The following is a 13,776-nucleotide window of genomic DNA, read 5'->3' as shown; positions in this document are numbered from 1 at the left end:
GTCGGCCATTACTGCGCTCCCGCCTTTTCATCGCCCGGCAGGACGGTCGGATAGTCGGCGCCTTCCCACGGAGACAGGAAGTCGAAGTTGCGGAATTCCTGCGTCAGCTTCACCGGCTCATAGACGATGCGCTTCTGCTCTTCGTCGTAGCGGACCTCGACATAGCCCGTCATCGGGAAGTCCTTGCGCAGCGGGTGCCCCTGGAAGCCGTAGTCGGTCAGGATGCGGCGCATGTCCGGGTGATCCGAGAAGATCATGCCGTACATGTCGAAGGCTTCACGCTCGAACCAGCCCGCCGACGGATAGACCGACGACACGCTGGGGACCGGCTTGACCTCATCGGTCGACACCTTGACGCGAACGCGCGCGGCGCGCGTCAGCGACAGCAGGTGATAGACGACCTCGAACCGCTCGGCGCGGTCGGGGTAGTCGGCGCCGCAGACATCCATGCACTGCTGGAAGCCGAACTGATCGCGCAGGGCCGTCATGACCTCGACGATCTTCTCGCGCTGGGCGATCAGGGTCAGTTCGCCATAGGCCACCACAGCCTCGACGCCGAGCGCCGCGACCATTTCCGTGCCCAGAGGCGTCAGGGCGGATTCGCGCTCCGCGACACGCACCAGTTCGCTCATCGTTCGATGGTCCCCGTGCGGCGGATCTTCTTCTGCAGTTGCAGGATGCCGTACAGCAGGGCCTCGGCGGTCGGCGGGCAGCCCGGAACGTAAACGTCCACCGGCACCACGCGATCGCAGCCGCGCACGACGCTGTAGCTGTAGTGATAGTAGCCGCCGCCGTTGGCGCAGCTGCCCATCGAGATGACGTAGCGCGGGTCCGGCATCTGGTCGTAGACCTTGCGCAGGGCCGGAGCCATCTTGTTGGTCAGCGTCCCGGCGACGATCATCAGGTCCGACTGGCGCGGCGAACCGCGCGGCGCGGTGCCGAAACGCTCCAGGTCGAAGCGCGGCATCGACAGGTGGATCATCTCGACGGCGCAGCAGGCCAGGCCGAACGACATCCACATCAGCGAGCCCGTGCGCGCCCAGGTGATGACATCGTCCAGCGAGGTCGTCAGGAAGCCGCGCTCGCCCAGCTCCGTATTGACGGACTCAAAGAACTTGTCGTGGATCTTGGGATCATAGCCCTCGACGGTCGAACGCGCAGCCGAGCCGGCGGGGACCAGAGGACTGGAGGGGGCGATCACTGCCATTCCAGGGCTCCCTTCTTCCATTCGTAGATGAAGCCGACAGTCAGGACGCCCAGGAAGACCATCATCGACCAGAAGGCGAAGACCATGCCGCCGTGCGACAGGTCGAACATCGACACAGCCCACGGGAACAGGAAGGCGATTTCCAAGTCGAAGATGATGAAGAGGATCGACACCAGATAGAAGCGCACGTCGAACTTCATGCGCGCGTCGTCAAAGGCGTTGAAGCCGCACTCATAAGCCGAGAGCTTCTCGGTATCGGGGTTCTTGGGAGCCAGCACCCAGGCCGCCAGCATGAAGCCGGCGCCGAGCACGATGGCGATGCCCAGGAAAACGACGATCGGAAGATATTCTAGAAGAAATTCGTTCATTCGAGCTGCCTCGCCCGCCGGGAGGTAGGGGGCGGATTCGGGGCTTCTTAGACCCAACCTCGCCAGGGTTCAAACCCATGTCGGCAAAGGTTTTTTGTTGCGAACGGTTCGCAGTTTTTTGGGCGATTTGCCGCAGGCCGCGTGATTGCCTCTTATGCCGTTGATCCGCGAAATGCGTCATCGCCTTCAACACAGCCGAGAGCTTGCGCATGAACCTGGCCGCCCGCCTGCTGAACTCCATCGAACGCATCGGCAATCGGCTGCCAGATCCTGTTTTCCTATTCCTATGGCTGATCCTGGGCTTGGTGGCCTTGAGCCTGATCGGCGCGGGCCTGGGCTGGTCCGCGGTCAATCCGGTGACGGGCGAGGTGCTTCAGGCGCAAAGCCTGCTGTCGCCCGCCAATCTGGAGCGGCTGTTCATCGGCATGCCGCGCACCCTAGCCGACTTTCCGCCGCTGGGGATCGTCATCACCATCATCTACGGCGCCTCGGTGGCCGAACGGACGGGCCTGTTCTCCACGGCGATCCGAGGCGCGCTGCTGAACGCGCCGCGCTTCATCCTGACGCCGATCGTGGTGATCACCGGCATGGTGTCGCACCACGCCTCGGACGCCTCCTATGTCGTGGTGATTCCGCTGGCCGCCGTCATCTTCGCCGCAGCGGGCCGTCACCCGCTGGCCGGTCTGGCCGCCGGCTTCGCCGCCGTCTCGGGCGGCTATGCAGGCAATCTGTTCCCCGGCGCCAGCGACGCCCTGATCCTGGGCATCACCGAGCCAGCCGCCCACCTGATCGATCCGTCCTACGCCGTCAGCATCGCCGGAAACTGGTTCTTCATCGTCGGGGTGGTGATCGTTTTCACCCCCATCGTCTGGTTCCTGACCGACCGGGTGATCGAGCCGCGCCTGGGCCCCTGGCTTCCGCATAGCGCCGCCCCGGTCGCCGCCGAGGAGAAGACGCCCCTCACCGCTGCCGAAAAACGCGGCCTGGCCTGGGCGGGCCTGACCATCCTGGCCATGATCGCCGTCTGGGCGACCGTGACCTTCCTGCCCGGCTCGCCCTTCGTCGACGCCGACGCCGAGCCGGAGCAGCGCTTCAATCCCCTGTACCGCTCTCTGGTCGCCTTCTTCGCCCTGACCTTCTTCATGGCGGGCGCGGCCTTCGGCGCAGGCTCAGGCTCGATCAAGACCCACCACGACCTGGTTCGCATGATGCGCGAGGGGATCAGCCAACTGGCCCCCTATATCGTCCTGGCCTTCTTCGCCGCTCACTTCGTCGCCATGTTCAACTGGTCGGGCCTGGGGCCGATCCTCGCGGTCAACGCGGCGGCCTCCCTGCGCGAACTGGCCCTGCCCACACCGCTGCTGCTGATCGTGGTGGTGCTGGTGTCCTGCATCTTCGACCTGTTCATCGGCTCGGCCTCGGCCAAGTGGTCGGCCCTGGCGCCCATCGTGGTGCCCATGTTCATGCTTTTGGGCATCAGCCCCGAGATGACGACCGCCGCCTATCGCATGGGTGATTCCGTCACCAATATCGCCACGCCGCTGATGAGCTACTTCCCGCTGATCCTGACCTTCGCCCAGCGCTGGGATCCGAAGTTCGGCCTGGGCTCGCTGATGGCGACCATGCTGCCCTACGCCGGCGCCTTCCTGATCGCAGGCCTGATCATGGTGGCGTCCTGGGTGGCGCTGGATCTGCCGCTGGGGCCGGGCGTGGGCGTGCACTATGAACCGCCGCCGCCCGCCACGGCCTCGCAACTGCCCGCAGACGGCGGAATCGCCGGTCCCGTAGCCCCGCCGCAGGCCGCCGCAGCCCCCTCGGCGAGATGATTTGATTTATCCACAGCCGCGTCGCTTGACGTGCGGCGCGGCCCCGCCTAAACGACGCCCCTCGCCGCGGCGCACAGCGCTTCGGATGGGAACGCGGGTGTAGCTCAGTTGGTTAGAGTGCCGGCCTGTCACGCCGGAGGTCGCGGGTTCGAGCCCCGTCACTCGCGCCACTCCTCTCAGGGATCTGAGGGAGTGGCGCACCGCCCTTCCCTCTCCCCTCTCAGAAAATCGAGATTGATCGCAGACGCAGCTTTCACGCGTCTGTTCCGCCATGTCCGGCCTCAAGCCCTCGGGACGAGCCCGAGGGCGACCACAGCAGACGGTTAGTTGATCGGCAGCGCCTCTTGCGGCGTGACGAACTCGGCCTTCCCGGTCAGTTCGCCGTAAAGCATGGTCAGATCCTCGAACACGCGGTTCCAGGCGAACTGCTCGACCGCCTTGACCCGCGCCGCCTGGCCCAGAGCCTCCACGTCGCGCGCGAACAAGGCTTCGATGGCCTCGGCGTAATCGACCGGATCAGCCGAGGCGGCCAGTTGTCCCACGCTCTCGTCCACCGTCTCGGCGACGCCGCCCGCATTGACGCCGACCACGGCCCGGCCGCAGGCCATGGCCTCCAGCACGATCAGGCCGAACGGCTCCTTGTCGTTGGCGTGCACGAAGGCGTCGCAGCTGGCGATGATGCGGGCCACGGCGCGCGGATCCTTCTCATACGGCAGGGAGATGACCCGATCCTCGGGCGGCATCCCCGCCCCCGCGCCGACCAGCACCAGATGATAGGGCGCGCCCAGCCGCTGCACCGCGTCGATCAGGACGCCGACGTTCTTTTCCTTGGCCGGACGCCCGGCGAAGCACAACAGGCGGGCGTCGGCGCCCAGTCCCAGCCGCTTCAACAGCCAGTCGCGATCCCGGCGATCCGGGTGGAAGGTGTCGACCTCGACGCCCAGCGGACGAATCGCAATGCCCCCCACGCCCGCCTCTTCCAGACGCTGAGCGATGAATCGGCTGGGCGAGACGACGCGATCGAATTGCGAGAACAGCTTGGCCCAGCGCTTCTCGACCGGCTTCTTGGCCCATTCGCCGAAATGCAGCGCCGCCAGCGCCGCCGGATCCGAGTGGCAGAAGCCGACGACCGGGCAGCCGACCCTCTGGCCCGCCTCCAGCGCGCCCTGGCCCGGCGTATAAGGGTCGCCCGCCTCGATCAGCGAGGGGTTGAGCGACGACACCCAGGCGCCCCAGCGGCGCACGGAACTGGGCCAACGATAGCCGTCGCCGAACGGCAGCTTGGGCGCATGAAGACGGACGACGCCGTCCGGCTCCGCCTTATACGCCGCGCACGGCACGACAAGATTGTGCGCCACGCCCGGCCGATTGGCCTCCAGCCAGGTCTTCTTCGACAGCAGATAGCGCTTCACCCCGCCCGAGCGGGGCGCAAACAGCATGGTGGTGTCGACCAGGCGCGGGCGGGAATCAGCGGCTGCCGCCTTCATCGCCCGCAAGGTGTCGGCCACCTCTTCGTCCAGGCCGGGAAACAGCCTCAGTTCGCTTTCCTGGACGTCGATATAGCTCGCGCTCATGCGGTGGACCTTCTGCCTGTCGTTCTTCACGCTAACGCTAAAGCTCCGGCTTTGGATGCGACGGGCCCGGTTAATCTGCACCGTGCTTTTCGGCCCCTACCGCTTGCAACCGTCACGCTCAAGAGGCCGCTGCTTTCCAGTCGCCCGCCGCCGCTTTTCATCTGCCGTTCAGGTTGATCTCCCTACGGCCGGTCTTGCATTCGCCTCAAATTCGAGAAACTTGGGGCGTGCGGGCGTGGACCCTGATAGGAGGGTCGCCTTCAATCCTTGCGCGTGCGACCACGAGGGGTTTCTTACGAATGCGTATCTTGCTCGCGAGCGCCGTTGCGATCGCTCCCCTGTTGGTCGCTTCCGGCGTTCAAGCTGAACAGGTCATTTCCAACGGGCGGACCACGCCCATCAGCACCGCGACCGCCAACAACGGCGCTCCCGATGACGTTCGGCTCGCCAACGGCGGTTCGATCACCGTGACCTCGGGCGCCGCCGTGACGCTGAATTCCAGCAATGACGTGAAGCTGGACGCCGGCTCCAAGATCGACATGCTCAAGTCCGCCGACGGCGCCACGGGCGTCCTGGTCAACGGCGGCAACACCGGCGACATCACCATCGGCGGCGCCATCAACATCACCGACTCCATCGAGGAGTATAAGGACGACGACAAGGACGGCGACCTGGACGGCCCGTTCGCCGACGGCACGAACCGTCACGGCGTCCGCGTCACGGGCTCGGCCCCGCTGGTCGGAAACATCCGCATCGAATCGTCCGGCTCAATCAAGGTCGAGGGCAACAATTCGTCGGGCCTGACCGTCGAGGCCCCGCTGACCGGCAACCTCTTCAGCCAGGGCCAGATCAGCGTCGTCGGCAATGACACCTACGGCATCCATACGACCGGCGACATCACGGGCGACGTCACCCTCCTGGGCAGCGTCGCCGCCGTCGGCGAAAACGCGGTCGGCGTCGCCATTGACGGAGCCGTCGACGGCGCGGTCAAGATTCAAGGGGCCGTCACCAGCACCGGCTATCGCTACACCACGGCGCCCCCATCTAAGCCGACCACGGGCCAACCCCGTGAAGGCGCGACCTATCTCGAGAACCTGGACGCCGACGACCTGCTGCAAGGCGGCCCGGCTGTCCGCATCGCGGGCGACGTCGCCAAGGGCGTTCTGTTCGACACTGCGCCGTCCTATGGGGCCGGCGGAATCGAGGGAGACGACGACGGCGACGGCGTCAAGAACGGCGACGAGGACGACGACGGCGACGGCAAGAAGAACCGCGAGGACGACGACCGCGACGGCGACGGCATTCCCGACGCTCAGGAAACGACGGCCTCCATCCGCTCCTTCGGCGGCGCGCCGGCGTTGCTGGTAGGCTCGACCGACAAGGCCATCACACTGGGCGCGGTCGGAACCGGCGACAACGCCTATGCGCTGATCAACCGCGGCGCCATCGAGGCCGCCGGCGTTTACAAGAACATCGACGCCGCCGCCGTCCAGATCGGCGGCACGGGCCAGACGGTCAGCCTGGCCGGCGGCCTGAAGAACCAGGGCACGATCACCGCCACGGCGAACACCGGCGACAGCACCGGCGTGCTGGTCGGCGCGGGCGCGACGGTCCCCAGCATCTTCAACTCCGGCACGATTCAGAGCGTCTCGGCGGGTTCCGAAGCCAATGTGGCCGCGGGCGTGCTGATCACTCAAGGCGCCAACGTCTCTTCGCTCAGCAACTCCGGCACCCTGTCGGCGGGCGTGAACGGCTCCAAGAGCGACGCCGTCGCCGTGCGCGATCAATCCGGCACGCTGACTTCGATCAACAACACCGGCAGGATCCTGGCGGTCGTCAGCCCTGAAAAGGACGTGGCCCAGACCGGGTCAGCCATCGCCGTGGACGTCAGCGCCAACAGCACGGGCGTCACCCTGGTGCAGGACGGCGTGGTCATTCCCGACCACAAGCTGCCGGACGCCGACAAGGACGGCGTGCCCGACGCCAATGAACCCGCCATCCGCGGCGACATCCGCCTGGGTTCGGGCGCTGATGTGCTGGACATCCGCAACGGCACGGTGACCGGCGACATCTCTTTCGGAACCGGCGCCGACCGCCTGTCCATCAGCGGCGGCGCCGTGGTGACCGGCAAGCTGTCCAACGGCGACGGCCAACTGGACATCGACGTCTCCAAGGGCACGCTGGATGCGCGTCATACGGGTCAGCTTCAGGTCAGCGACCTGAACGTCGGCGCCGACGGCAATCTGATCGTCACCCTGGACCCCGCCAACAACGCCAACGGCGGCTTCAAGGTCAGCGGCAGCGCCGACCTGGCCGACGGCGCGGGTCTGGGCGTTCGCTTCAACTCCCTGATCCAGGATCCGACGTCCTTCACCATCATCGAGGCGGGCGACCTGAACGTCGGCGCCATCGACCAGGACGCGCTTCAGTCCAACTCGCCCTACGCCTTCGTGGTCAAGGCCAACGTCGACGACGCCGCCGGCAAGCTGACGGTCGACGCCCGTCGCCGCACGGCGGAAGAAGCCGGCATGATCAAGGCCGAGGCCGCCGCCTATGACGTGCTCTACGCCGGCCTGGCCGACAATGAGCTGATCCGCGCGGCCATGCTGAACCAGACCGACCGCGACGGCTTCTTCAACATCTATCAGCAGCTGCTGCCTGACCACTCGGGCGGTCCGCTGCTGTCGCTGGCCAGCGGCGTCGACGCCGTGACCCGCGCCCTGACCGGCCGCAACGCCGCCGCGACGCCGGGCGAAACCAGCGCCTGGGTGCAGGAGATCAACTTCTACGCCGACAAGGACAAGACCGACACCTACGGCTTCCGTTCTGAAGGCTTCGGCCTGGCGGGCGGCGTCGAGCGCGGCACCAACATGGGCGCCTTCGGCCTGACGGCGGCCTTCACCTCGTCGGATCTGGAAGACCCCGAAGCGGCGGCTGAAGAAGTCCTGTCGGCCAACCTGCTCGAGCTGGGCCTCTACTGGCGCGCTCAGGGCCAGTACTGGACGACCTGGGCGCGCGCGGCCGGCGGCTACGCCTCCTTCAGCGCCACGCGCAAACTGGTCGCCGACGGCATCAATCTGAAGAACGAGTCCGACTGGCACGGCCTGACCCTGGCCGCCGCCGGGGGCGCGTCGTACGAGCGTCACTTCGGCCGCCTGAACATCCGTCCCGAAGCCTATGTCGAATACTTCTCGCTGAGCGAGGACGCTCGTACCGAAAAGGGCGGCGGCGACGGCTTCGATCTGAAGATCGACGAACGCGACGGTCACATCTTCTCGGGCGTGGCCGCGGTGAATATCGGCTACGGCTTCGGCAAGGACGGCTGGATCCGCCCCGAGGTCCGTCTGGGCTGGCGTCAGAACTTCTCGGTCGACGCCGGGACCACCATCGCCCGCCTGGCTTCGGGCGGCGACGCCTTCACCCTGACGCCCGCCAGCATCGAGGGGGGCGGTCCGATCCTGGGCTTCCGTTTGAACGTCGGCAACGATCTGGGCATGCTAGCCATCACCGGCGACGCCGAACTGCTGGAAGACTACGTCCGCTACACCCTGCTGCTGCGGGCCAGCTTCAAGTTCTGACTTTTCTTCGGAACGCGAATGAAAAAGGGCCGCCGGATTCGTTCCGGCGGCCCTTTCCCTATCTTGCCGCCCCCTCGCGCCTTTCTATGATCCCTCCAAACCAGAGGGGGTTTCATATGAACAAGTTCGCCTGGGCGGCCTGCGCCCTGATCCTCAGCGCCCACGCGCCCGCGATGGCGCAAACCGCCGTTCAGCCAGCCGCCGCGCCCAGCCTGCCGACCGCCGACCGCGGCCTGTTCACCGCGCAAGACCTGTTCGGCATGGAGGTCGCCTCCGACGCCCAGATCAGTCCAGACGGCGGGCAGATCGCCTATGTCCGCCAGACGGCCGACATCATGACCGACCGGATGCGCCCGACCATCTGGCTGATCGACGTGAAGACCGGCCGTCATTCGCCCCTGGTCGCCTCGGCCGGTTCACATCGCCAGCCGCGCTGGTCGCCGGATGGTACGCGCCTGTCCTACATCTCCAGCGCCGAGGGCGGCGCGCCCCAGTTGTTCGTGCGCTGGATGGCGTCGGGTGAATCGGTCCGCGTCACCAACCTGCCCAACACCCCGTCCAGCGTCAGTTGGTCGCCCAACGGCGAGCAGTTGGCCTATTCCGTCCTGGTCCCCGGCGAAAAGCCCAAGATCGGCTCGCCCCTGGCCAAGCCTGAGGGCGCCCAGTGGGCGCCGCCCCTGGAGATCATCGACAGCGTCTCCTACCGCTCCGACGGCCAGGGCTATCTGAAGCCGGGATTCCGCCACGTCTTCGTCGTCGGATCTCAGGGCGGCGGAGCGCGCCAGTTGACGCACGGCGACTTCCACCACGGCGGCGGCCTGTCCTGGTCGGCCGATTCCCGCACCCTCTACCTCAGCGCCAACCGTCGCCCCGACTGGCAGCGTGAAGCCGCCGACAGCGAAGTCTTCGCCCTGGATGTTCAGACCGGCGGCCTGACCGCCCTGACCAGCCGCGCGGGGCCGGACAACGCCCCCGTCGCCTCGCCCGACGGCCGCCGCATCGCCTACCTGGGTTATGACGACAAGCGGATGGGCTATCACAACACCCGCCTCTATGTGATGGACGCCGACGGCTCGAACAGCCGCGCCCTGACCGAGAGCCTCGATCGCTCGGTCCAGTCCCCGGTGTGGAGCCGCGACGGCCGCTCGGTCTATGTCGCCTACGACGACCAGGGCCGCACCAAGGTCGCCCGCGTGTCCATGGACGGCGCCGTCACCACCCTGATCGAGGATCTGACCGGCGACGACATCGGCCGCCCCTACACCGGCGGCGGCTTCACCGTGGCCGACGACGGCGCCATCGCCTATACGCGCGGAACGCCGACGCGTCCGGCCGACGTCCACGTCCTGAAGGGCGGCCGCAGCACCCAGCTGACCCGCCTGAACGCCGACTTCCTCGGCGCCCGTCGCCTGGGCGAGGTGCGCCGCGTCCAGGTCGCCTCCTCCCACGACCAGCGCGCGGTCGAAAGCTGGCTGACGCTGCCGGCCGACTATGTCGAGGGCCAGCGCTATCCGCTGGTGCTGGAGATCCACGGCGGCCCGTTCGCCGCCTACGGCCCGCACTTCGCCACCGACAACCAGCTGTTCGCCGCTGCGGGCTATGCGGTGCTGTCGGTCAATCCGCGCGGCTCGACCTCCTATGGGGACGAGTTCGCCAACCTGATCCACCACAACTATCCGTCGAACGACTATGACGACCTGATCAGCAGCGTCGACGCCATTATCGCTCAGGGGATCGCTGACCCGAACAAGCTGTTCGTCACCGGCGGCTCGGGCGGCGGCGTGCTGACCAGCTGGATCGTGGGCAAGACCGACCGCTTCAAGGCGGCCGTCGTCCAGAAGCCGGTCATCGACTGGGCCAGCTTCGTGCTGACGGCCGACAACCCGGCCTTCTTCGCCCGCTACTGGTTCGGCGAATATCCGTGGGAGAATCCGGAAGCCTACTGGCGCCGGTCGCCGCTGTCGCTGGTCGGCAACGTCAAGACCCCGACCATGGTCGTCGTCGGCGACGAGGACTATCGCACACCCGTCAGCGAGTCGGAGCAGTACTACACCGCCCTGCAACTGCGCGGCGTGCCAACGGCCCTGGTGAAGATCCCCGGCGTCGGCCACAGCCTGGCCGTCCGCCCGTCCCAGAACGCCGCCCGCATGAACGCCATGATCGAATGGTTCGCGCGCTACAAGGACGGCGCACCGGCCGCTCCGGCGCAATAAGGCCCTGTCCCCGCGCCCGTCATGCGGCGGGCGCCGGGGTTCAGCGTGGCGTTAGTTGACTTTTAACCAGAACACTTACAGAACATCATCAACGGTTCACGCCTTGTTCTGGATTCTGCGCCATGCTCACGAAGAAACAGCACGAACTCCTGATGTTCATTCATGAGCGCATCCGGGAGACGGGCGTTTCGCCGTCCTTCGACGAGATGAAGGAGGCGCTGGACCTGGCGTCCAAGTCCGGCATCCACCGCCTGATCACGGCGCTGGAGGAACGCGGCTTCATCCGCCGCCTGGCCCACCGCGCCCGCGCGCTGGAGGTGGTGAAGCTGCCGGAGCAGGCCACGACCGCCGCCCCGGCCAAGGGCCGCGCGCCCTTCAAGCCCGACGTGATCCAGGGCGGCGGCCTGAACCCTCGCCCCGCCGTCGCCGAGGCCGCCAATGATGTGCGCGACCTGCCCCTGCTGGGCAAGATCGCCGCCGGCACCCCCATCGCCGCCATCCAGCACGAACGCGAGCGCCTGCCCGTCCCCGAAGCCATGCTGGGCGCGGGCGAGCACTACCTGCTCGAGATCGAAGGCGACTCCATGATCGAGGCCGGCATTCTCGACGGCGACACCGTCATCATCAAGCGGGTGGAGAACGCCTCCTCGGGCGAGATCGTCGTCGCCTTGGTCGAAGGCGAGGAAGCCACGCTGAAGCGCCTACGCAAGAAGGGCCAGTCCATCGCACTCGAGCCCGCCAACAGCGCCTATGAGACCCGCATCTTCGGCCCCGATCAGGTCGAGGTTCAAGGCAAGCTGGTCGGCCTGCTGCGCCGCTATCACTGAGGCCCCCATCCCCGCTCGTCCCGGCGGACGCCGGGATCCAGTGCTTTGGCTTCAAGCAGGTCGTCTGGAAGTTTGCCTGTAATCTAGCCTCCTCTGGCCAACGACAGCGCGTGTATCTCTTACTGGATCCCGGCGTCCGTCGGGATGAGCGGTTAGGAGTGAGCCCCGTTCCACGGGCGCCGTCCCCGCACCTCCGCCGCCCACAGGGCACGCCAGCCGCCCGCCTCATCCCGCCACAGCTCCACCGACCCGCCGCGCGCATGATCCGCGCCGTCCAGCACCAGTCGCCCCTCGCATGACGACGGCAGGACCGCGACCTCGGCCCTTACGCTGACCACCTCGGCGCTGCGGCACATCTGATCCATCTGCTCGGCGCCCGGCGCCGCCTTGCCCCACCACAGCGCGAGCGCGCCTTCCTCGCCCTCCGGCGCGCAGAAGGACCGCTTGCAGGTCCAGCCTTCGCCCAGCCGCCCGACCGCCTCCAGCCCTCGCCGCCGGGACCACAGGTCGCTGGCGAACTGACGCACGGCAGGCCGCATGACAACCGCCTGCTCCCCCTGCCGATACGCCGCATTCGCCCCGCCATCGCCGATCCAGACGTCCGGCGGAGCCGGGCGCGGCCAGATCAGCACCGCCGCCGCTAAGGGCAGGCCCAGCCAGCGCCATCCGCCGCGCCACAGACACATGAACAATATGCCCAGGAAGGCGACCGGAAGAGCCGCCGCCGGGGCGCTGGGGATCGCCTGAACCGCGCCGGGCAGACCCGCCGCCCAATGGCCAACCGCCAGCATGACATCCACCGACTTGCCCGCCAGCCACAGGAAGGGCGCGCCCAGGCCCAGCGGCTCCAGCGCCGCGCCCAGCGCCAGGGCGGGCATCATGATGAAGTCCGCCAGCGGCGCCGTCGCCAGATTGGCGATCAGTCCATAGACGGCCGTGCGGTTGAAATGCTGCATGGCGAACGGCCCCGTCGCCATTCCCGCGACCAGGCTGGCGGCGCAGGCGGCCAGCAGCCAACTGCCTAACCTCTGCACGGCGACGATGGGCCAGGGCGCGGCGAACTCTCGGATGCGGCGCGGCCAGACCTCGACCAGGGCGACCAGAGCCGCCGTCGCTGCGAAGGACATCTGGAACCCCGACGTCACCACGGCCTCGGGCCGCAGCAACAGAACGACGAAGGCCGCCGCCGCCAACGCCCGCATCGTCACCGCCTGCCGGTCCGTCAGTACGGCCAGAAAGGCGATGGAGGCCGTGACCGCCGCCCGCTCGGCCGGGGGCGGCGCGCCTGAGATCACCAGATACGTCCCGACGGCGATCAGGCCCGCGATCGCCGCGACCTTCTTGCCTGAAACACGCAACGCCAGCCACGGCCAGGCCGCGACCAGCAGGCGCGCCGCGAAGAAGACGAAGCCCCCCACGACCGCCATGTGCAGGCCCGAGATCGACAGGATATGCGCCAGTCCCGAATCCCGCATGGCGTCCAGGTCCGGGCTCTGGATCCAGGTCTCGTGCCCCGTGGTCATGGCCGCCGCCACCCCGCCGGTCCGCTCGCCCAGCCGCGCCACGATCCGCTCGGCCAGGGCGTAGCGCACGGCGTTGATCTTCATCGCCATCCGCACCCGCCAGGGCGGCGGCGCCAGATCGGCGGTGCGCGTCGGTCCCAGGGCGAACAGCGTCCCGCCCATGCCCTGAAAATAGGCGTTGCGGCCGAAGTCATAGGCGCCGGGGCTAGCGGGGGGCGGCGGCGGATTCAGGATGCCGAAGACGCGGATCGCCGCGCCGGGCGGCGGCGGCGTCCCCTTCACCGTGACCCGCAATCGCTCGGGCGTCGCCTCGGGCGCCAGACCGCGCACCGTCACCGGCGCCACGACGACGCGGGCGCCGTTCTGGCCCGGCGAGTCCACATCCATGACCCAGCCTTCAAGCTGCGTAGGCTTCATGTCCGCAGGCGCGATCGGCGCCGCCACGGCCACAGCCCTCAGCTTGGCGACCGCCAACCCGCCGCCAAAGCAGGCCAGCATCAACAGAAGCAAAGTCCCCCAACGCGGCAAGCCCCGCGCCCGCCCGACGATCCATATGCAGAGCAGCACGAAGGCCGCCGCCGCCGGCGGCCACGTCGCCGGCTCATCCTTCAGCACGAAATAGGCGGCGCACCCTGCGCCGAAACAGACGGACGACCACAA

At 67.6% G+C, this 13,776-nt stretch carries 9 protein-coding genes and 1 tRNA gene; 5 read left to right on the top strand and 5 right to left on the bottom strand.

Annotated features, from left to right (window positions below):
- Positions 1–8 precede the first annotated feature (8 nt).
- The 3 genes from BDIM_RS05550 to BDIM_RS05540 are packed head-to-tail and all read right to left on the bottom strand — an operon-like array spanning position 9 to position 1,575.
- Entirely contained in the window at positions 9–632 is a 624-nt protein-coding gene (locus BDIM_RS05550) for an NADH-quinone oxidoreductase subunit C (RefSeq protein WP_040345147.1), read from the bottom strand.
- The gene (locus BDIM_RS05545; RefSeq protein ID WP_087141646.1) at positions 629–1,228 is read right to left on the bottom strand and encodes a NuoB/complex I 20 kDa subunit family protein; all 600 of its coding nucleotides are present in this window, start codon (positions 1,226–1,228) and stop codon (positions 629–631) included. The genes BDIM_RS05550 and BDIM_RS05545 overlap by 4 nt, the downstream gene beginning before the upstream one ends.
- Positions 1,198–1,575 (bottom strand): NADH-quinone oxidoreductase subunit A, encoded by a 378-nt coding sequence (locus tag BDIM_RS05540; RefSeq protein WP_003164585.1) that lies wholly within the window; start codon positions 1,573–1,575, stop codon positions 1,198–1,200. Before BDIM_RS05540 ends, BDIM_RS05545 begins: the two co-directional genes overlap by 31 nt.
- Positions 1,576–1,784: 209 nt before the next feature.
- On the opposite strand from BDIM_RS05540, the gene BDIM_RS05535 reads away from it, so the two are divergent.
- A complete protein-coding gene (locus BDIM_RS05535) occupies positions 1,785–3,401 on the top strand; it encodes an AbgT family transporter (RefSeq protein ID WP_003164584.1) in 1,617 nt (538 codons plus the stop codon).
- A gap of 93 nt (positions 3,402–3,494) precedes the next feature.
- Positions 3,495–3,571: transfer RNA gene (locus tag BDIM_RS05530), tRNA-Asp, on the top strand.
- Between the two features lie 153 nt (positions 3,572–3,724).
- On the opposite strand, the gene BDIM_RS05525 is transcribed toward BDIM_RS05530, so the two are convergent.
- Complete coding sequence (locus tag BDIM_RS05525; RefSeq protein WP_040345144.1) at positions 3,725–4,975, bottom strand: glycosyltransferase; 1,251 nt, start codon at positions 4,973–4,975, stop codon at positions 3,725–3,727.
- 299 nt (positions 4,976–5,274) lie between these two features.
- Here BDIM_RS05525 and BDIM_RS05520 point away from each other — a divergent pair, with 299 nt between their 5' ends.
- The 3 genes from BDIM_RS05520 (at position 5,275) to lexA (ending at position 11,593) form a co-directional block, all read left to right on the top strand.
- Positions 5,275–8,553 (top strand): autotransporter outer membrane beta-barrel domain-containing protein, encoded by a 3,279-nt coding sequence (locus tag BDIM_RS05520; protein ID WP_040345139.1) that lies wholly within the window; start codon positions 5,275–5,277, stop codon positions 8,551–8,553.
- A gap of 116 nt (positions 8,554–8,669) precedes the next feature.
- Positions 8,670–10,766: a S9 family peptidase gene (locus BDIM_RS05515; RefSeq protein ID WP_003164580.1), complete on the top strand. Its 2,097-nt coding sequence runs from the start codon at positions 8,670–8,672 to the stop codon at positions 10,764–10,766.
- Positions 10,767–10,888: 122 nt separating this feature from the next.
- Complete coding sequence (lexA, locus tag BDIM_RS05510; RefSeq protein ID WP_003164579.1) at positions 10,889–11,593, top strand: transcriptional repressor LexA; 705 nt, start codon at positions 10,889–10,891, stop codon at positions 11,591–11,593.
- Positions 11,594–11,745: 152 nt separating this feature from the next.
- On the opposite strand, the gene BDIM_RS05505 is transcribed toward lexA, so the two are convergent.
- Positions 11,746–13,776: a ComEC/Rec2 family competence protein gene (locus tag BDIM_RS05505; protein WP_244911862.1), complete on the bottom strand. Its 2,031-nt coding sequence runs from the start codon at positions 13,774–13,776 to the stop codon at positions 11,746–11,748.

This window comes from Brevundimonas diminuta ATCC 11568, from assembly GCF_000204035.1.
Classification (GTDB): domain Bacteria; phylum Pseudomonadota; class Alphaproteobacteria; order Caulobacterales; family Caulobacteraceae; genus Brevundimonas; species Brevundimonas diminuta.
The sequence above is the reverse complement of the archived record's forward strand: the minus strand, read 5'-3'. Positions and strand labels throughout refer to the sequence as shown.

Bases quoted from the DNA above. Each gene is read 5' to 3' on its own strand.
- BDIM_RS05550 (WP_040345147.1), bottom strand. From the start codon at position 632: ATGAGCGAACTGGTGCGTGTCGCGGAGCGCGAATCCGCCCTGACGCCT.
- BDIM_RS05545 (WP_087141646.1), bottom strand. From the start codon at position 1,228: ATGGAAGAAGGGAGCCCTGGAATGGCAGTGATCGCCCCCTCCAGTCCT.
- BDIM_RS05540 (WP_003164585.1), bottom strand. From the start codon at position 1,575: ATGAACGAATTTCTTCTAGAATATCTTCCGATCGTCGTTTTCCTGGGC.
- BDIM_RS05535 (WP_003164584.1), top strand. From the start codon at position 1,785: ATGAACCTGGCCGCCCGCCTGCTGAACTCCATCGAACGCATCGGCAAT.
- BDIM_RS05525 (WP_040345144.1), bottom strand. From the start codon at position 4,975: ATGAGCGCGAGCTATATCGACGTCCAGGAAAGCGAACTGAGGCTGTTT.
- BDIM_RS05520 (WP_040345139.1), top strand. From the start codon at position 5,275: ATGCGTATCTTGCTCGCGAGCGCCGTTGCGATCGCTCCCCTGTTGGTC.
- BDIM_RS05515 (WP_003164580.1), top strand. From the start codon at position 8,670: ATGAACAAGTTCGCCTGGGCGGCCTGCGCCCTGATCCTCAGCGCCCAC.
- lexA (WP_003164579.1), top strand. From the start codon at position 10,889: ATGCTCACGAAGAAACAGCACGAACTCCTGATGTTCATTCATGAGCGC.